This window comes from Lachnospira hominis (ex Liu et al. 2021) (genome assembly GCF_014287955.1).
GTDB classification, from domain to species: Bacteria; Bacillota; Clostridia; order Lachnospirales; family Lachnospiraceae; genus Lachnospira; species Lachnospira hominis.
Map to the genome: position 1 here is coordinate 52,355 of NZ_JACOPD010000004.1, position 18,713 is coordinate 71,067.

Genomic DNA, 18,713 nt, shown 5'->3' on the forward strand with positions numbered 1-18,713 from the left:
ACAAAATAACCGCATAAATTCAAGGATTGTACTAAATTCAATAATATGAAAATTACTCTTGATTTTACATTGTTAAAATGTTAGTATGCTCTTGTCAGTAATTGTTACTTATTTATCAAAGTTGTTACAAACGCATTTTTGTCACAGAAGAATATCTTAATTAAAATCAATGCATGGCATTTAGAATAAGATATTTTGTTGATTATAATAGCTGACAGCATTTTTTATAATGCGGATTGTATACAGTGTACAAAATTAAAACAAGGAGGAACAAGGAACAATGGTACAGATGGATCAGTGGAACGGTTTCAAAGGTAGACTTTGGAAGGAAGAAATCAATGTAAGAGATTTCATCCAGAATAACTACAAGCCATATGACGGAGATGAAAGTTTCCTGGAAGGCCCAACAGAGGCAACAAATAAGCTTTGGGGCAGATTACAGGAGTTACAGAAGGAAGAAAGAGCTAAGGGCGGCGTACTTGACATGGAAACAGAAGTAGTTGCAGGTCTTACAGCTTACGGTCCTGGATATATAGATGAGTCTATGAAAGACCTTGAACAGATTGTAGGTCTTCAGACAGATAAGCCATTAAAGAGAGCATTTATGCCTTATGGTGGTATCAAGATGGCAGAGGAATCATGCAAGAACTATGGTTACGAGCCAAATCCTGAATTACACAAGATTTTTACAGAATATCATAAGACACATAACCAGGGTGTTTTCGATGCTTACACACCAGAGATGAGAAAGGCTCGTCACAGCCACATCATCACAGGTCTTCCAGATACTTATGGTCGTGGTCGTATCGTAGGTGACTACAGAAGAGTTGCTCTTTATGGTATTGATTTCCTTATGGAAGAGAAGAAGAAAGATCATGCTAACTGCGGATGCGGTACAATGACAGATGACGTTATTCGTTTAAGAGAAGAGCTTTCTGATCAGTACAAGGCACTTGCAGGTATGAAGAAGATGGCAGAAAGCTATGGCTATGATATTTCTAAGCCAGCTACAAATGCAAAGGAAGCTTGCCAGTGGTTATACTTTGGTTACCTTGCAGCTATCAAGACTCAGAATGGTGCAGCTATGTCAGTTGGACGTGTTTCTACATTCCTTGATATCTATATTCAGAGAGACCTTGATAACGGCGTTATCACAGAGAAAGAAGCTCAGGAACTTATCGACCATATGGTTATGAAGTTCAGAATGGTTAAATTCGCAAGAATTACATCATACAACGAATTATTCTCAGGTGATCCAACATGGGCTACACTTGAAGTAGGTGGTACAGGTATCGACGGACGTTCAATGGTTACAAAGAACGACTACAGATTCCTTCATACACTTGAAAACATGGGACCTTCACCAGAACCAAACCTTACAGTTCTTTACTCATCAAGACTTCCTGAGAACTTCAAGAAGTATGCAGCAAAGATTTCTGTTGATACATCTTCAATCCAGTATGAGAATGATGATGTTATGAAGGTTACATGGGGCGATGATTATTCAATCTGCTGCTGTGTATCTGCTACACAGACAGGTAAGGAAATGCAGTTCTTCGGAGCTAGAGCAAACCTTGCTAAGTGCTTACTTTACGCTATCAATGGTGGTGTTGATGTTAAGAACAGAGAACAGGTTGGTCCTGCTTACAAGCCTATCACATCTGAATATCTTGAGTATGATGAAGTTGTTGAAAAGTTTGACGCTATGATGGATTGGTTAGCTGACCTTTATGTTAATACACTTAACCTTATCCAGTATATGCATGATAAGTATTACTATGAAGCAGCTGAGATGGCTCTTATCGATACAGATGTTAAGAGAACATTCGCTACAGGTATTGCCGGATTCTCACATGTTGTTGACTCACTTTCAGCTATTAAGTATGCAAAGGTTAAGACAGTACGTGACGAAACAGGTATTGTTGTAGATTACAAGATTGAGGGAGATTTCCCTAAGTATGGTAATGATGATGACAGAGCTGATGATATCGCTGTATGGCTTCTTAAGACATTCCTTGAGAAGATTAAGAAGAGACATACTTACAGAGATTCAGAGCCTACAACATCAATCCTTACAATTACTTCAAACGTAGTTTACGGTAAATATACAGGAGCTATGCCAGATGGTCGTCCAGCAGGCACACCACTTTCTCCTGGTGCTAACCCAAGCTACGGTGCAGAGCAGAATGGTCTTCTTGCATCTCTTAACTCACTTACAAAGCTTCCATACGAATGGGCACTTGATGGTATTTCAAATACACAGACAATGAACCCAGACGCATTAGGACACAACGAAGATGAAAGAGTTGCTAACCTTGTAAACGTTATGGATGGTTACTTCGATCAGGGTGCTCATCACCTTAACGTAAACGTATTCGGTAAGGATAAGCTTATCGATGCTATGGAACATCCTGAAAAACCTGAATATGCTAACTTCACAATCCGTGTATCAGGTTACGCTGTTAAGTTCATCGACCTTACAAAGGAACAGCAGATGGATGTTATCAGCAGAACATTCCACGACAGAATGTAATCAGAGTGCTTGAAAATGCCGAAAATACAGTGTTTATGCGACTTTGAGAGATTACCAAGTTATCATAAATTGGTGTAAAATCTTATATAAATGGTGTAGTAAATGGCGTAGTAATTTTAAATAGGATTTAAGTACAAAGATAAATAAAATTCAGAGAAGAGAGATATACAGAAATGTATGTCTCTCTTTTTTGGTATTCAAAAATCGTAAAAAATAGGGACACTAGACTAAATATAGGCAATGCACTAAAAAGGAATCTGCATAAAACAGATTCCTTAAACAAGTGGAAGACCCTGTCGAAGAATGGAAGTCCAGTTACTTTTCTGATAGAGAAAACGGACGATGATTACAGTCTGTTTTCCTTCGTCAACCGTATAAAAGATAAGGTAATTATTGATTATCACAAAACGAATGCTCCAGCTTGCCAGTACCGGATCATCTACAAGACGGAACTCCTGTGGCAGGTCAGTTCTTCGTAGGCTTCAATGCTCATAACAGCAAGATCGCCTTTTTATAATGCCGGAGTTTTCCGTAACTGTGACACCTTATGAGAGGGAAGGCAGTAACATCAAGGGACTTGCCCATATATATGCTGATGATATATATTATGTGAATAGAAAAGAGTATGTTGATTGGGCAATTAAAGCACTTACAGTCGTTCGAAGCGTATGGTGCACGTTTTCAGGTGAAGGGGAGAGCGAATGGAGAGAATCGGTTCATAAAGAATTTATAAAAGCAGGAATAACTCCTAAAGATTATTTGGATTTTGTATGTAGTAAGAATCTTAAGGATAAGTAGTATTTTACACATAAGCAGAAAAATAAAAATAATTCTTCTGGATGGGACAGTCCAGGAGGCGGAGATATTAGATTTTCTTGATATGAGTTATGATTTGACGGATGGGCGAATCGAGGAAAGTATTGACTGATATTTAAAAATGATAAAATCCTCTTGTGAAGAAAGTTGCATAAAAGCTAAGTATGTTTTCAATAAAGTTGTGGAATTTGTTTCTCATGAAAGTTCATCTCCTTTCTGTTTACGCTGTCATTATAAAACACAAAGAGGGATATTACTTGCCAAAATAAAAAAATAAATAGACAAAAATTGCAATGGGCAGAGAGTATGTAAATATTCTCTGTCCGTTGCAGTTTATTATATATTTTTGCGGTATTCTGAGGGAGATATGCCTTTTATCTTTTTGAACATGCGGCTGAAATATAAAGAATTATCATAGCCAACAATTTGTGCAATTTCGTTTATGTTATATTCCGTATTCAAGAGCAGCGCTTCTGCATTGCAAATGCGTTTTTGTAAAATGAATTGCATTGGTGTAGAACCAACATAAAGTTTGAAATTGCGTATAAACCAGCTTGTACTTACATGTGTTTTTTTAGCGTATTCTTCAATGCTGATTGATTCACTGTAATGTTCATTGAAATAGGCAATAGCCATGTCAATAGCTTCTGTAGCACGGGAATTATCTATCCTTATGCTGTTATTAAAGTGTCGCTGCAGTTTTATAAAAATTTGTCTTAAATACATTTCAAGCATTTCCTGATAACTATCATTACACATCTGTAATTCATTTATCATTGCACGAAAAAGATTCTGATAGGAGGAACCAGAACCACAGTAAAATACCTTTTTGCTATCGGTCAATCCATAAGAGCGTAATATATTTGTTACATCGCTACCTGTAAAATGAACCCAGTAGACTTCTGTCTGATCTTCGGCATAATATTCATATTTTTGAGCCTCCTTTGGACGATATAAAACCATATGTCCGGCATGAACAATAGTTTCTTCTTCACTATTAGGACCAAAATGAAAATGGGCTTTTCCGGCAGCAATATAAATCAACTGGAAATCAAGTCTGCCTCGAGGTCTCCAGGTAGGTAGTTTAGGGCGTGTGTAGAGCTTATATGTTCCACACATAGTTACAACAAGCGGCTTGGATTTATCTTTTCTATCAATCGTTGAGTGATTGAGATATGCATTATTTGTGTACATGTGTGCCTCCTTGTATTGAAATATAAAAAAACATATGTTAAAAATGACTAAAAATCTATCCAATATAATACTTATGTTCATTAATTTTATCATTTTGTGCATATTTTGTCCAATTTATGATATGTCATTTTTGGCTTATTTTTTATATACTGACCATAATAAAGTTGTGGGACAAAACGAGGCAAAAGAATAGGTATTTGTGGAAGGAGAAATTCTCATGGAAGAAAAAACATACCTGAAATGGTATAACAAAGTAGGTTACGGAACGGGAGATATTGCAGGAAATGTAGTATATGCTTTTTTATCATCATTTGTCATGATTTACCTGACAAATACAGTTGGGTTAAATTCGGGCATAGTAGGTACATTGATAGCAGTATCAAAATTATTTGATGGAGTTACGGATATATTTTTCGGTACAATGATAGACCATACAAAGAGTAAGATGGGGAAAGCAAGACCGTGGATGTTCTATGGATTTTTTGGCTGTGCCATCACGTTGTTTGGTGTATTTGCAATTCCTACAAGTCTTGGAAAAACAGCTCAGTATGCATGGTTTTTTATAGCATATACATTGCTTAATGCTGTATTTTATACTGCTAATAATATTGCGTATGCAGCGTTGACATCACTGGTAACAAAAAACAGTAAAGAGCGTGTTCAGATGGGTTCTTTCCGTTTCATGTTCTCATTTGGTACAAATCTAGTCATCCAGTCTGTTACTGTTGGTGCAGTAGAAATGTTTGGTGGCGGTGCAACTGCATGGAGAACTATCGCATTTATTTACTGTATTATAGGTATTATTACCAATACACTTGCTGTATTTTCAGTAAAAGAACTGTCAGATGAAGAATTAAAAGATGATAGTGTGGCAGGAGAGGAAGATGACAAACTTTCTTTTAAGCAGATAATAAAACTTCTCTTTAGTAATAAATATTTTTCAATGATTTGCGTGATTTACATTCTTCAGCAGCTTCGTGCTTCTATGGTGAATGTAGGAATCTTTTTTATGACATATGTATTACTGAATACGAATTTGTTTGGTGTATTTTCATGGGCGAATAATATTCCATTGATCATTGCACTTGCCATTACACCTACACTTGTTTCAAAAATGAAAGGAATGTATAAGTTAAACAAGTATAGTTATATGCTTGCTACAGTATGTCGTCTGATGGTTGCAGTGGCAGGTTATCTGGGAAGTGTTCCGTTGATGCTGTTATTTACAGTTCTTACATCCCTTGGAGAAGGACCTTGGCAGGGAGACATGAGTGCAGTAATTGCACAATGTTCAGAACATACTTATTTAAAGAGTGGAAAGCGAATTGACGGTTCCATGTTCTCTTGTACTTCATTAGGCGTAAAACTCGGTGGAGGTATTGGTGTTGCACTTTCAGGCTGGATGCTCGATATAAGTGGATATATTAACATTGACAACGCGGTTCAGCCAGATAGCTGTATTAATATGATGTATTTTATGTATTTGTGGCTTCCGTTCATATTTGACATAATTATTACAGTTATTCTTTCATTCCTTAATGTAGAGAGTGCAAATATGAAATTAAAAGAAAATATGCAGAATCAGTAATGAAAATAGCCCCTGAAGTTTGTCTTTAGGGGCTGTATAGAAAAAAGAAAAAAGGAGAATTATTATGAATGCTGATATGAAATGGTTAGACGATCCGGAAGTGTTCCGTGTAAACCAGTTGGACGCACACAGCGATCATTGCTACTATATAGATTATGCAGATATGGAAAAATCGGAGAATCCATTGATGCAGTCATTAAATGGACAATGGGAGTTTGCTTTTAGCAAAAATGTAATGGATAGACCGGAAAATTTTTATGAGGAAAATTTTGATGCATCTTCATTTGCTAAGATTATGGTTCCGGGGCATATCGAACTGGCAGGCTATGACAAAATACGCTATATCAATACGATGTATCCGTGGGAGGGAAAAGAATATCACAGGGGTGCGTATAGTATGGAGAGTACCGGGGACGAGGCAGGAATGTTTTCCGAGGCAGAGTATAATCCTGTCGGATCTTATATCAAACGATTTGATTTGAGTGAGCAAATGCGTGAAAAGAAAATCTGTATCTGTTTTGAAGGTGTGGAAGAAGCAATGTATCTGTGGCTGAATGGTCAATTTGTAGGATATGCGGAGGATAGTTTTACACCGTCAGAATTTGACCTGACACCATTTATCAGAGAAAAAGGAAATGTGCTGGCAGTTCAGGTCCACAAAATGAGTACGGCAGCATTTTTGGAGGATCAGGATTTTTTCCGCTTTTTTGGAATTTTCAGAAATGTAACTTTAAAAGCAGTGCCAGAGGTGCATTTGGAAGATGTATGGTTACAGCCGACACTAAACAAGGATAATGTAAGCGGCAGGGTATTGGTAAAGATGAAAGTAACTGCTCCAGAAGGAAAGAAAGTAGCTGCCCATTTTGTTTTAAAAGACCGAGAAAATAATCAGGTGGCAGAGGACAATATCACCTTAGAGGAAAAGGATGGAAGTCGTGTAGGAGTGATTGATACTGAGGTTGGAAGTGTTAAGGCATGGGATAATCACTGCCCATATTTGTATCACGCATATGTAGAGCTTAGAAGCGAAGATGGAGAAATATTAGAGATAATTCCATATGACATAGGTTTTAGAAGACTTGAAATGATTGACAAGGTGATCTATTTAAATGGTAAACGTCTTGTCATTACGGGAGTGAACCGTCATGAGTGGAGTGCAAAGACAGGAAGAAGCATTAGTATGGATGAAATGACAGCAGACATTGATTGTATGATTAGAAATAATATCAATGCAGTACGCACCTGTCATTATCCGGATCAGATACCGTGGTATTACCTGTGTGATAAAGCTGGCATTTATGTAATGGCAGAAACGAATATGGAAAGTCATGGAACATTCCAGAAACTTGGTGCGATTGAACCATCGTGCAGCGTACCTTGTTCTATTCCGCAATGGCGGGAGGCTGTTGTTGACAGGGCTAGGAGTAATTTTGAAACTTTTAAAAACCATACAGCAATTCTTTTCTGGTCTTTAGGAAATGAATCTTATGCGGGTGATGATATAGAAGCAATGAATACTTACTTCAAGGAAAAGCAGGATGGCAGATTTGTTCATTATGAAAGCTCTTTCTATGACCGTAATTATGAGGAAACCATATCAGATGTAGAGAGCAGAATGTATGCAAAGCCTTATGAAGTGGAGAAATATTTAAATAACAATCCAAAGAAACCTTATATTTTGTGTGAGTATATGCATGATATGGGTAATTCGATGGGAGGACTTGGTACTTATATGAAGTTAATAGATAAGTATGAGATGTACCACGGTGGATTTATCTGGGATTTCATTGATCAGGCACTTCTCGTGAAAGATGAAGTGACAGGAAAAGAAGTTTTGCGTTATGGCGGAGACTTTGATGATAAGCCTTCTGATTATGAGTTTTCAGGAAATGGAATCGTATTTGCAGACCGTAAGGAAAAACCAGCTATGCAGGAAGTGAGGTATTACTATGGCTTATACAGATAAGAATAAATTGAGAGTCGTATATGGAGATTATACACTTGGTGTACATGGAGAAGGGTTTGACTATATATTCTCTTATTCACAGGGTGGTCTGGAGTCTATAGTAAAAAAAGGTTATGAATGGCTGTATCGTTGTCCAAAGCCTACTTTTTGGAGAGCATTAACAGATAATGACAGAGGCAGCAGGTTTCATATTAAAAGTGGAAGCTGGCTCGCATCGGATATGTTCATTGACTGTAAAAAAACGGAAGTTATTATGGACGGTGAACTGCAAAAGCAGTATGCTCCGGACAATAACAGCTATGGCGGTGATGTGGCTGCCGGGGAAATAATTGTGAAATATACTTATGAGACTGTCGGCAATCCAATAACAACAGTCGTTGTATCTTATACAATTGATGTAATTGGAAATATCAAGGTGGATGTGGATTACACAGGAGTAAAGGGACTGCCAGAACTTCCGGTATTCGGAATGAGGTTTATTATGCCAACACTTGCAGATAAATATATGTACAAGGGATTATCGGGGGAAACCTATCCGGACAGAAAGGCAGGGGCAGAAAAAGGAGTTTATGAGGTATCAGATTTGAGACTGACACCATATCTGGTTCCACAGGAATGTGGTATGAGAATGGATACAGAGTGGCTGGAGATTACAAGACATACAAGTCTTGATAATAGCAGAACGGATAGTTCAGCACAGACATTAAGAATAGAGAAAAACGACAAGGCATTTGCTTTTTCATGCCTACCTTATACAGCATCAGAGATTGAAAACGCAACACACCATGAGGAACTGCCACCAGCAAGAAGAACAGTCCTTTGTGTCTATGGTGCAGTAAGAGGAGTTGGTGGAATTGATAGCTGGGGAAGTGATGTGGAAGATGATTATCGGATTAATGCAGAAAAAGACATTCACTATTCTTTCATTATCCGCTAAGTTTTGTTTGAAGTGAGGTGTTTGAGATGCAGATAGAGATATTGATTCGTAGTTTTCTGGATGGTGCATATGATGAAAGACTCTTAGACATTTATGCTGATGAGACAAAGATTTCTTACCAGAGGGAACGCTATATCAATGCAATAAAGAAATTTGAGCAGTGCTATAAGCCGGGAGATGTGGAATTGTTCAGTGCTCCGGGAAGAAGTGAGATTGGCGGCAACCATACGGATCATCAGAACGGAGAGGTTTTGGCAGCCTCAGTTAATCTTGATACTATTGGGATCGTAAAAAAGACGGATGATAATGTAATCAGATTAGTTTCTGATAACTATGATGAAATCATTATCCGGCTTGATGATGTATCTGTAAAGGAAAAAGAAAAGGAAACAACAAAGGCTTTGATAAAAGGTGTGGTTTCTGGATTCCTTGAGAGAAAATATGCAGTTGGAGGTTTTCAGGCATATATAACAAGTGATGTGCTGATTGGTGCGGGGCTTTCATCTTCGGCAGCATTTGAAACACTGATAGGAACGATTTTGTCTGGACTTTATAATTGTGGAAAAGTTTCAGCGACAGAGATAGCCATTATTGGACAGTATGCTGAAAATGTTTATTTCGGAAAGCCTTGTGGTCTGATGGATCAGATGGCAAGTTCTACGGGAAATCTTGTTCATATTGATTTTGCTAACCCGGAAAATCCACAGGTTGAAAAAATTGATTTTGATATGGAAAAGTATGGTTATAGACTATGTATTACGGATACAAAAGGCTCTCATGCTGATTTGACAGATGAATATGCGGCAGTTCCGAAGGAAATGAAACTTGTTGCAAAATATTTTGGAAAAGAAGTGCTGCGTGATGTATCTGCAAATGATGTACTGGAAAACATTCATAATTTAAGAGAAAGACTTGGGGATAGATGTGTCCTTCGTGCACTACACTTTATTTGTGAGAATGAAAGAGTACAGAAAGAAGTAAGAGCATTGAAGTCAGGAAAGATAGGAGCATTTTTGGAGAATGTGAAAGATTCTGGTAATTCTTCTTTTAAATATTTGCAGAATGTTTATTCAAATCAAGATATAAAAAATCAGAATGTATCCGTTGCACTGCTTGTAAGTGAAATGCTTTTAGGAGAAAACGGTGTATGCAGGGTGCATGGCGGTGGTTTTGCTGGAACAATACAGGCATTTGTGAAGAATGAATATGTAGAGTCTTATAAATCCGGAATGGATAATGTATTTGGTAACGGTTCCTGTAAAGATTTGAGAATAAGAAAATATGGCGGCATAAAAGTGTTATGAAATAGAAAGAAGGTTTTATTATGAGGATTTTGGTTTTAGGAGGGGCTGGCTATATTGGTTCACATACAGTATACAGATATTGAGACCATTATTTCAACAGCTTGGAATTGGCATATAAATCATCCTAAAGGTAACAAGTTAATGCCGGATTAGACAACTGACATTATAAATTAAAAGGAGTTGCTTGCGAGTGTTATTGGTATATGAGAACAAAACTGATGGAATAGCGGTTGAGTGGAAGAAAACAGTGCATTTTCCACCACATTTACACGAAGCAATAGAGGTAGTGTATGTAACTAATGGGAATATTGAGCTTGGAGTTGGACAAGAATTGTATCACATGGACGAGGGTGATTTTGCAATCGTGTTCCCAAATGTAATACATCATTATCAGGTGTTTGGGAAAAAAGAAAATAAGGTAATATACCTGTATCTTGATCCGACCCTGTTTCCTTCCTATTATAAAGAGTTGCAGATATACAGCCCGAGGAACCCGGTTGTAAAAAAAGAGCGAGTGCATCCTGATGTAGTAAATGCCATAAAATATCTGGCAGGAATAACAGAGGGGAATTCCATGCTGATACAGGCATATGTACAGATGATTCTTGCCCATGTTTTCGCAGAAATGCCAATGGTTGATAAAAGTACAGTAGGGAGTGATGACTTGATTTATAATGCGGTAGAATATGTAGCCCAAAATTTTAGAGAGAAAGTCAGTCTTGAAAAAATGGCATACGATTTGTGTGTAAGCAAATATGTGTTATCAAGAATGTTTGCAAAAACCTTTCACTGTAATTTTAGTAAATATGTGAATGGAGTCCGGTTAAATTATGCAGCTGCGGCACTAGAAAATACAATGGATTCCATTACAAATATATGTCTTGATTGTGGGTTTGAAAGTCAAAGAACTTTTAACCGTGTTTTTAAGGATAGATACAAGATTACACCAAGAGAGTACAGAAAAAGAATGGAACACAATAATAAATGCTAATCGTATTATGTCTGTGAGAATGACTATTGAAGATAATCAGGATACAGTCAATGCATTGATGAAAAAATTGAAAAATCCACCAGATGAATACAAGGATGCATACGATGCCGTATCAGATTTATATGATGCATACATATCGCTTACTAACTGTGCAACAGATCCGTCGGGCAGTTTGCAGACATATTCAAGTACTTTTAATGATGCGGATACGAATACATTAAATGCATATAAGACAATGGAACTGTATCTGGACGATTAAAGAATGGGCAGAGTGCAGGATAGGCACTCTGCCTTTTAACTATACATTTTGGCATTATGCAATGCCTAGATTAATGCAAAAATATTGACAGAAATACTCAAAAGCAAGGTTATGAATTTCTTTCTCACAAAAACCAATGACTTTTAAATGAAAATAATTAAAGCTCGCAAGAAAATGCGATTATTTTAATTGCAAGAATAAGCGTTTTGTACTATAATTTAAAAAGTGAGTTTTTACTCAATTGTGACAAATATAACATGTCTATAGAAGAAGCCACGAGGTGTGAGAATGAGAGTAAGTTACAATAAATTATGGAAGTTATTGGTAGACAAAAAGATGAGTAAAGCCGATTTGAGAAAGGCTGTAGATATTGCTCCGAATACTCTTACAAAGATGCGTAAGGATGGAGAAGTGTCTATGAGTGTATTACTCAAGATTGCTACATATCTGGATTGCGATATTAGCGATATCTGTGAGTTTGTGAAAGATGAAGAATAAACCTTGTTGGAGAGTGACAAATGGCAGAGTTAGTATATAGTGCAGGACTTACATCAAAATTATTTTGGCTACAGGAGTCCATAAAGACCGCAGGATATATCTTGGCTGGATGGACGGATAAACAGTTCTTTACTAGAAGTGGTATATATTCCGGGAGCTGCTGATATAAGGAACACGATGGAGAGTGGTGAGACAGAGATAATAACAACTATGTCGAAAGAGGACAAAGTACTTGCTTATATCCGGCAAAATGGAAGTATTTCTATGCAAAAAGTAATGGAAACCTGTAACTACAGATCTAGAACTGGGGCAAGAAAACTAATAGATAAAATGATAAATGCGGATTTGATAGAAAAAACTGGAAAAGGAAACAATACAATATATAAAATTAAAGAATAGCTTAGTGGTCACTTTAAATAACAGAGTGACCACCATTACCAATATCAAAAGTGATTTGTGCAGATTATCTGTACAAATGGATTAGAAGGTGAAATATAAATGAAATTGAAAAAAACAAGTATCACAAATTATAGATGCTTCAAAGAAGCAGAGATTGATTTTGATGAGCATACAACATTGATTGTCGGAAAGAATGGAGCTGGAAAGACTGCAATATTAGATGCAGTTGCTGTTGCAATCAGTACATTTTTACTAGGAATTGATGGTGGGGTAAGTAGAAGTATTTCAAAAGATGATGCCAGGTATGAGTTCTATGATCTTGATGGTACAGTTGATCCACAGCATCAGTTTCCTGTAAGTATTGAAAGTACAGGTGATTGCCTGGATAATCATGATGTAAAATGGGTGCGTTCTCTAAATTCTGAAAGTGGAAATACAACAGTCAAAGAAGCAAGAGAATTAACCAATATATCAAAGAACACACAGAAGCGAATTATGACAGGCGATAAGTCATTAATTCTTCCGTTAATATCTTATTATGGTACCGGGCGTTTGTATGCACAGAAGAAAGAAAAGAAAAACATAAAATCACTGACTGAATTTAAACGTCAGGTCGGTTATGTGGATTGTATGGCGGCTGAGTCAAATGAAAAGCTGATGCTTAATTGGTTTCAGATTCAGACTTTAAAAAGCCTTCAGGCACAGCAAAGGACAGGTAAGGTGGAAAAGCCTTTATTGTTAAAAACAGTAGAATCTGCTATTTGCAAGTGTTTTGAAAGAATTAGTGGTTCAAAAAATGCCGATATTGTATTTGAACTAGATACACATAGATTAGTTTTAAATTTTGAGAGTGCAGATGGAAGTTTACAGAAATTCGCAATGGATGAAATGAGTGATGGTTATAAAAATACACTTAGTATGATTGGTGATATTGCATATCGTATGGCTGTATTGAATCCGATGCTGGGTGACAAGGTTTTAGAAGATACATCTGGGGTTGTTGTGATTGATGAGATAGACTTGCATTTACATCCACAGTGGCAGCAGACTATTATAAGCGACTTAAATAATATTTTCCCTAAGATACAATTTATTGTCAGTTCACATGCACCGGCAGTAATTAATTCAGTAGCCAGAGAACAGATTCGCATTTTGGATAATGGAGAAATCTATATGCCGGCGGCACAAACTTATGGAAGAGATGCAAATTCTATATTAAGAGAAGTAATGAAGGTATCTGAACGCCCCACGGATATTAAGCAGCGTATGAATTTATTCTATTCATATATGGATGAAAATAATTACAAAGAAGCAAATAATGTATTGACAGAGATTGAAGCAATTGTTGGAACAACAGATCCTGATATTGCAGCAGCGAGAACATCACTGGACTTAGAAAAGATATTGGGAGAATAGCATATGATAGTTGTGAGAAGAGAAAAAGAACCAAATAGTCTATTACAATTTCGTAAGCAGTATCCTGATGCAGATTATGAGACTGACATACCTACAAATGTGCTTAAAGATATAAGAGAGCAGATGTGGGAGGAGCAAAGGCATCTGTGTGCATATTGTATGAGAAAAATTGACAGCCCAGTTATGGAAAGAATTGAGCATTGCAGACCAAGACATCCGCAAGATGAAGTGGAGCATGATAAGAAGGCAACTTTAGATTTTAAATGGATGCTTGGTGTATGTTATGGCAATAGTCTGACCAAAGGTGTAAATCCAGAGGATACAACTTGCGATGCTCATAGAGGAAACACAGAACTTGCAATAAACCCATTTGATGAATTGTCTGTCAGAAAGATAAAGTATAAAGCAAATGGAAGTATTTATTCAGATGATGAGAGTATTAACAAGGATGTCACAGAAACTTTGAATTTAAACTGTGAATCAGTTTCTCTTCCTGAAACACGTAAAAGAGTTTTGATGGAAGAGAAAAGTAGAATTATGAGAAAATGCAAAGGAAAATCTCAGGATGCATTTATACGTGAATTAGAGCGTACATATGAAAGTCTGGTACAGAAACGGAATTTGACGCCGTATTGTGGAATAATTATTTCATGGCTTGAGACTAAATTGAAGATATCATGATGGAATAATTACATTTTTGATTATCGAACACTTTATTGAACAAATTTTGTCTATCGGATACAAAGTGATCAATAAGCATCCGATAGTGTTCGATTAATATTCAGTAGTGACCGATAGTGTCCGATTAGTATCCATTAGCAACTACTTACCGGATACTATTATCATATTCTGGTTTGATGATAAAGGTGAATACGAGGGAGAAGTGTATTTTGAAGTTTAAAACATTTGCAATGAAGATGATAATGTAATAATTCAAGCGTGGAGAAAAAGAATTCCGAAAGGGATTCTTTTTTTTTAAGAAAAATTTAGAAATGTATTTTATTAACCTCTGAGGGAAATAGCAAATTGTATGATTATGACAAAAGAAACCAGAATACATCAGATACGAAAATCACACGGACAATGTTTGACTATGAGTATTTAAAAATGTTGGCAATTCTTAAATTATTATATAATAATTGGGTACATGATGATAGGGAAAAACAGGAATGAGGACAGATAAGATAGGTATTAATATTTCAAAGTTAAGAAATGAGCGTGGAATTACGCAGGAACAGCTTGGCAGGGATATTGGGCTGACAGCTTCTGCTATTTCAAATATAGAGTGTGGCAGGAGTGTGCCATCAGTGGATACTTTGTGCAGATTTTCTGAGTTGTTTGGAGTTAAGGTGGACGCTATATTATCTGATGAATCAGATTCAGACCTGAATAAGCTTGAAATGGAAGAAAAACTTGTTACTGTTGACAGATATTTATCGGAAATAAAAGAGATGTCGGCTAATTACAGTATAGGTCATAGAAATTATGAGATTAGCAGGAAAGGAGGAGAAATAGTTTATAAAGCGTCATCAAAGGAATAGATAAAATGTTTAATATGAGGAGGAAAACAGAATGCACAGATTTATTGAATGGATAACAGATTTAATTGATGATTATGGGGAGGCATTTATAGAAGCCCCATTAAAGACATTATCTAAAACAGTATCATGGATATTTAGTATAGTAATAGGTGTAATGTCAGTGGTTGCATATATTAAGTTCATAGCAGGTGGCGGATATCCGCATGCAATAGCAACAATCAAGAACTCAGAAGAGGGATTTTTTGCTGGTGTTGGAGATACATTTACAAATGGAACAGTACATATAGTAGCTAATAACGGAGTGTATAAGGCACTTGGGATAATATTTATAGTCCAGATAGTACTTGCACTGATAATGCTTTTCTTTGAAGGAAAGATATGGAAATGGGTACTTGCAATAATAGATTTTATATTAATAGCTGTTTCTGGAATATGGTTCCTTATTAAATACAATCAGTATAACAAATTGTACGCTTCACTTGAGAAATTATATGATAATGAAGAAATAGATGAAGTAGGTTTTTCAAATGCTATTGATAAATGGATTAACAGTATAAGAGATAACATCAAGATTTTTGCAATAATTGCTGCAGTTGCTGTGGTGCTATTTATTGTGGTCATGATGATAAGTGAGGGTAGATGTGCAATATTTTCATTTGCAAAGAGTGCCGCAGTTACATGTGCAGCCATGCCTCTTGCAATTCTGATATTGGAAAATATTATTGGATTGGCAATTGGACTTGTGACAATTATTGTAATAGGAATAATTCTTCTCATAATATGTTCATTTGCTGACGGCGGTTCAGATTCATCAGTAGCTACTGAAGCATTTGACAGAGCGGGAAACTTTATTGGCTGGTTTCATAGAAAATAATGCATAAAACATAAGGGGATACATTGTGAAGAAGAAAATTATAATTGGAGTATCAGCAGCGTTGATAGTTATTGCGGCAATAGCTGCAGGCGTTATAACGGGTGTTTCATCAAAGAAGAAAAGCAGTAATGATATAAATGTTTCGTGTAAGGCAGTGGTGACTAAAAATGATGATATAACATGCTATGACTGGCTTAAGAAGTTATGCAACAAGACGGGGGTTGAAGCAGAGAATTACAGAAAAGCGGCTAAGGAAAATGGTTATATTACAGATAGTGATGAATTTAGTGATGACGACATAGCGTCAGGCGGATTTATAGCACTTACTTCAATGCGTGCAATGGGCGAAGGCAAAATGCAGATCTATCTTGGAACTGATGATGAAATATCAGACAATACCAACATAGAACTTGCAATTGATAAAGACCTGATAGCAGAAGATTCACTTGACAAGGGATTTTCAGACGAAGAGGCTGATGGTATTCTTGATAAATTTGATGATTTGTATTATGGAGAATTCTGGCCTGATAATATTGAAAATGTTTCTTATAAGGAAAATGTATCACAGCTCGAATATTTCGACATTAAAGATTATAAGGAAGATGACAATATTATAACTTTAGATGACAGTGCAGCCAGAAATCTCAAAAAGGGTGACACATTTGTATTCGATTATAAGGGCGACAAGGTTTCAAAGAAAATCGGTGAGGATATGGGTAATGGCACATTTTCATTGGAAGACCCTGAGATTGAAGATGTCTTTGATACTCTGATAGTTTCAGATTCGGCAAGCATAGGCATTGACGATATTATTAGTTACTATGGACTTGATAATGTGGAGGTGTCAGCGGGAAATCCAGTAACTACGCTGGCAGCAAATGTGTCTGGCAATATTCATTCCAAGGGATTTGCAATAGAAGCAGCGGTAAATGATGATAATGAACTGGAAGTTACATTGACAGATAATGACACACATACAAAGTACAAGCTTCCTGTTAAGCAGAAGCTTAATAAAAAATGTGAGAAATTTTCTATAAAATGGGATGTTAATAATATAAATGTAGGTGCACAGGTTAAATACACACTTAAGAACGGATTAAAATATGCCTCTGTCGGTGTTGATATTGATTCAGAGATTTCAGGAAAAATCGGAGTTCAAGGGAATTTTTCAGACGGAATCTTTTTATGTCAGACACCTGCACCGATTGGTAATCATCTTGTTGCAGTAAATGTAGCATTATATATTGTTCCAACAATAAATGGCTCAATTACTCTTAAAGTTGAAGTACCATTTCATGCCGGAGTGTCATATGAAAAAGGCAAAGGCGTGAATGGAACAATGGGGCTTCGCTCGTCTATGCAGACATCAATTGAGGCAGAAGGAAAAATGGGCTTATATTTCAGGACAGCACCAATGCTTGTGACAATGAAATCCATACCGCTGTTAGATGCAGAACTTGATATGGGTGCAGAAGCGGATGCAAAACGAACAGGCAGACCAAATGGACAGATATGTTCTGATGTTAATATCAACGCCCCTGTTTTTAAGCTTGGAACTGGCAATGAGAGTGTCAAATATAAGAATAAGAAGTCACTTCTTTGCACAATGAATATAAGTAAGGATTGTGAATTTGAATCATTTGCAAAAAGTAAATCACTTCATTATGAAATACTTGCTGATGGCACGAAACAGTTTGTGGATGAATGTACATATAATGAGCAGTCAGAAAATGACAAGCCAAAGGAAAGTGAGGCAAGTACAGAAGCACCAACACAGGAGCAGATAATACAGGGAACTGATACAAAAGAATCAGGATCACTTCATACTTATAAGACAAGAATGGCGGAATATTTTCCAGAGCAGACAACGTTTTATTTTGACTATCCGGATAATTGGACTGTGGTATCAGAGAGGGTTAATGCGAATACAGAATTTGTTATAATTCAAAACGATAATGGAGTTCAGATTGAATATAGTGCAAAAGATAATAAATCAGGAATAGATTATGGTGGTAGTACTGTATTAGAAGCTAAAAATGATGTTGTATCAAAGCCAAGGTATAATTCTGGTGAAGAATTGGTAATAGTTAAGACAAAGGATTATAAAGAATATTCAAGAACTTCACCTGATGTAAGGGAATATGATGATGGTCCAGAAAGATATGCATTGATGCCAGCTTCTACATATTTTGCAGGGTGTAGCACGGGAATTTATAGAGGCTGTTATTTTGAAACACCTAAAGAAACAATGTTCTATTCAATACCAAGTAAAAAATTAACAGATAAAGACAGGGAAGAAATAATTGCAATATTAAAGTCATTTAGAGATACTCCTTAAAGACAGTTTGTGGTATAATCAACCTAAATTATCAGGTTGTGAAAACTAAAGAAAAAGAC

Annotated in this window: 17 protein-coding genes and 2 pseudogenes; 17 read left to right on the plus strand and 2 right to left on the minus strand. The window is 36.4% G+C overall.

Annotation, left to right across the window (positions count from 1 at the left end; translation table 11 throughout):
* The first annotated feature begins 280 nt into the window (after positions 1-280).
* Positions 281-2,533, plus strand: coding sequence for a formate C-acetyltransferase (pflB, locus tag H8S01_RS06330; RefSeq protein ID WP_186836582.1), 2,253 nt, complete (start codon positions 281-283; stop codon positions 2,531-2,533).
* Between the two features lie 275 nt (positions 2,534-2,808).
* Here pflB and H8S01_RS14435 read toward each other — a convergent pair.
* Positions 2,809-3,000: pseudogene (locus H8S01_RS14435) on the minus strand (type II toxin-antitoxin system RelE/ParE family toxin); the annotation flags it as partial.
* A gap of 70 nt (positions 3,001-3,070) precedes the next feature.
* Here H8S01_RS14435 and H8S01_RS14055 point away from each other — a divergent pair.
* Together H8S01_RS14055 and H8S01_RS14440 are read left to right on the plus strand one after the other, a co-directional pair.
* On the plus strand, positions 3,071-3,331 hold the full coding sequence (locus H8S01_RS14055) for a hypothetical protein (RefSeq protein ID WP_243204248.1): 261 nt from the start codon (positions 3,071-3,073) through the stop codon (positions 3,329-3,331).
* 31 nt (positions 3,332-3,362) lie between these two features.
* A pseudogene (locus H8S01_RS14440) lies at positions 3,363-3,461 on the plus strand (MmcQ/YjbR family DNA-binding protein); the annotation flags it as partial.
* Between the two features lie 224 nt (positions 3,462-3,685).
* On the opposite strand, the gene H8S01_RS06345 reads toward H8S01_RS14440, so the two are convergent.
* Positions 3,686-4,543 carry a helix-turn-helix domain-containing protein gene (locus H8S01_RS06345; RefSeq protein ID WP_186836583.1) on the minus strand — a complete coding sequence of 286 codons (858 nt, stop codon included), beginning with the start codon at positions 4,541-4,543 and terminating at the stop codon, positions 3,686-3,688.
* Positions 4,544-4,760: 217 nt separating this feature from the next.
* Here H8S01_RS06345 and H8S01_RS06350 point away from each other — a divergent pair, with 217 nt between their 5' ends.
* The 14 genes from H8S01_RS06350 to H8S01_RS06410 all read left to right on the plus strand — a co-directional run bounded on the left by H8S01_RS06350 (position 4,761) and on the right by H8S01_RS06410 (position 18,654).
* Complete coding sequence (locus tag H8S01_RS06350) at positions 4,761-6,131, plus strand: MFS transporter (RefSeq protein WP_186836584.1); 1,371 nt, start codon at positions 4,761-4,763, stop codon at positions 6,129-6,131.
* Between the two features lie 64 nt (positions 6,132-6,195).
* Positions 6,196-8,097, plus strand: a complete 1,902-nt coding sequence (locus tag H8S01_RS06355) for a glycoside hydrolase family 2 TIM barrel-domain containing protein (RefSeq protein ID WP_186836585.1) — start codon at positions 6,196-6,198, stop codon at positions 8,095-8,097.
* Positions 8,081-9,034 (plus strand): beta-galactosidase small subunit, encoded by a 954-nt coding sequence (locus tag H8S01_RS06360; protein WP_186836586.1) that lies wholly within the window; start codon positions 8,081-8,083, stop codon positions 9,032-9,034. The genes H8S01_RS06355 and H8S01_RS06360 overlap by 17 nt, the downstream gene beginning before the upstream one ends.
* Before the next feature lie 26 nt (positions 9,035-9,060).
* Positions 9,061-10,338, plus strand: a complete 1,278-nt coding sequence (locus tag H8S01_RS06365; RefSeq protein ID WP_186836587.1) for a galactokinase — start codon at positions 9,061-9,063, stop codon at positions 10,336-10,338.
* 190 nt (positions 10,339-10,528) lie between these two features.
* A complete protein-coding gene (locus tag H8S01_RS06370; protein WP_186836588.1) occupies positions 10,529-11,329 on the plus strand; it encodes an AraC family transcriptional regulator in 801 nt (266 codons plus the stop codon).
* 7 nt (positions 11,330-11,336) lie between these two features.
* Entirely contained in the window at positions 11,337-11,588 is a 252-nt protein-coding gene (locus H8S01_RS06375; protein WP_186836589.1) for a hypothetical protein, read from the plus strand.
* A gap of 288 nt (positions 11,589-11,876) precedes the next feature.
* On the plus strand, positions 11,877-12,086 hold the full coding sequence (locus H8S01_RS06380) for a helix-turn-helix domain-containing protein (RefSeq protein WP_022262498.1): 210 nt from the start codon (positions 11,877-11,879) through the stop codon (positions 12,084-12,086).
* 20 nt (positions 12,087-12,106) lie between these two features.
* A complete protein-coding gene (locus H8S01_RS06385) occupies positions 12,107-12,250 on the plus strand; it encodes a hypothetical protein (protein WP_186836590.1) in 144 nt (47 codons plus the stop codon).
* Between the two features lie 100 nt (positions 12,251-12,350).
* Positions 12,351-12,485 (plus strand): hypothetical protein, encoded by a 135-nt coding sequence (locus tag H8S01_RS14225; protein WP_279287868.1) that lies wholly within the window; start codon positions 12,351-12,353, stop codon positions 12,483-12,485.
* A 99-nt stretch (positions 12,486-12,584) separates the two neighbouring features.
* Entirely contained in the window at positions 12,585-13,901 is a 1,317-nt protein-coding gene (locus H8S01_RS06390; protein ID WP_186836591.1) for an AAA family ATPase, read from the plus strand.
* A gap of 3 nt (positions 13,902-13,904) precedes the next feature.
* Complete coding sequence (locus H8S01_RS06395) at positions 13,905-14,582, plus strand: hypothetical protein (protein WP_186836592.1); 678 nt, start codon at positions 13,905-13,907, stop codon at positions 14,580-14,582.
* A 488-nt stretch (positions 14,583-15,070) separates the two neighbouring features.
* Positions 15,071-15,442 (plus strand): helix-turn-helix domain-containing protein, encoded by a 372-nt coding sequence (locus H8S01_RS06400; protein ID WP_186836593.1) that lies wholly within the window; start codon positions 15,071-15,073, stop codon positions 15,440-15,442.
* A gap of 31 nt (positions 15,443-15,473) precedes the next feature.
* The gene (locus tag H8S01_RS06405) at positions 15,474-16,316 is read left to right on the plus strand and encodes a hypothetical protein (protein WP_186836594.1); all 843 of its coding nucleotides are present in this window, start codon (positions 15,474-15,476) and stop codon (positions 16,314-16,316) included.
* A 25-nt stretch (positions 16,317-16,341) separates the two neighbouring features.
* Positions 16,342-18,654 carry a hypothetical protein gene (locus H8S01_RS06410; protein WP_186836595.1) on the plus strand — a complete coding sequence of 771 codons (2,313 nt, stop codon included), beginning with the start codon at positions 16,342-16,344 and terminating at the stop codon, positions 18,652-18,654.
* Positions 18,655-18,713 lie beyond the last annotated feature (59 nt).

Excerpts from the sequence above, each read along its gene's own strand:
- H8S01_RS06355 (WP_186836585.1), top strand. The coding sequence starts at position 6,196 with ATGAATGCTGATATGAAATGGTTAGACGATCCGGAAGTGTTCCGTGTA.
- H8S01_RS06390 (WP_186836591.1), top strand. The coding sequence starts at position 12,585 with ATGAAATTGAAAAAAACAAGTATCACAAATTATAGATGCTTCAAAGAA.
- H8S01_RS06385 (WP_186836590.1), top strand. The coding sequence starts at position 12,107 with ATGGCAGAGTTAGTATATAGTGCAGGACTTACATCAAAATTATTTTGG.
- H8S01_RS14225 (WP_279287868.1), top strand. The coding sequence starts at position 12,351 with ATGCAAAAAGTAATGGAAACCTGTAACTACAGATCTAGAACTGGGGCA.
- H8S01_RS06350 (WP_186836584.1), top strand. The coding sequence starts at position 4,761 with ATGGAAGAAAAAACATACCTGAAATGGTATAACAAAGTAGGTTACGGA.
- H8S01_RS06360 (WP_186836586.1), top strand. The coding sequence starts at position 8,081 with ATGGCTTATACAGATAAGAATAAATTGAGAGTCGTATATGGAGATTAT.
- H8S01_RS06365 (WP_186836587.1), top strand. The coding sequence starts at position 9,061 with ATGCAGATAGAGATATTGATTCGTAGTTTTCTGGATGGTGCATATGAT.
- H8S01_RS06345 (WP_186836583.1), bottom strand. The coding sequence starts at position 4,543 with ATGTACACAAATAATGCATATCTCAATCACTCAACGATTGATAGAAAA.
- H8S01_RS06405 (WP_186836594.1), top strand. The coding sequence starts at position 15,474 with ATGCACAGATTTATTGAATGGATAACAGATTTAATTGATGATTATGGG.
- H8S01_RS06375 (WP_186836589.1), top strand. The coding sequence starts at position 11,337 with ATGTCTGTGAGAATGACTATTGAAGATAATCAGGATACAGTCAATGCA.
- pflB (WP_186836582.1), top strand. The coding sequence starts at position 281 with ATGGTACAGATGGATCAGTGGAACGGTTTCAAAGGTAGACTTTGGAAG.
- H8S01_RS06400 (WP_186836593.1), top strand. The coding sequence starts at position 15,071 with ATGAGGACAGATAAGATAGGTATTAATATTTCAAAGTTAAGAAATGAG.
- H8S01_RS06395 (WP_186836592.1), top strand. The coding sequence starts at position 13,905 with ATGATAGTTGTGAGAAGAGAAAAAGAACCAAATAGTCTATTACAATTT.
- H8S01_RS06380 (WP_022262498.1), top strand. The coding sequence starts at position 11,877 with ATGAGAGTAAGTTACAATAAATTATGGAAGTTATTGGTAGACAAAAAG.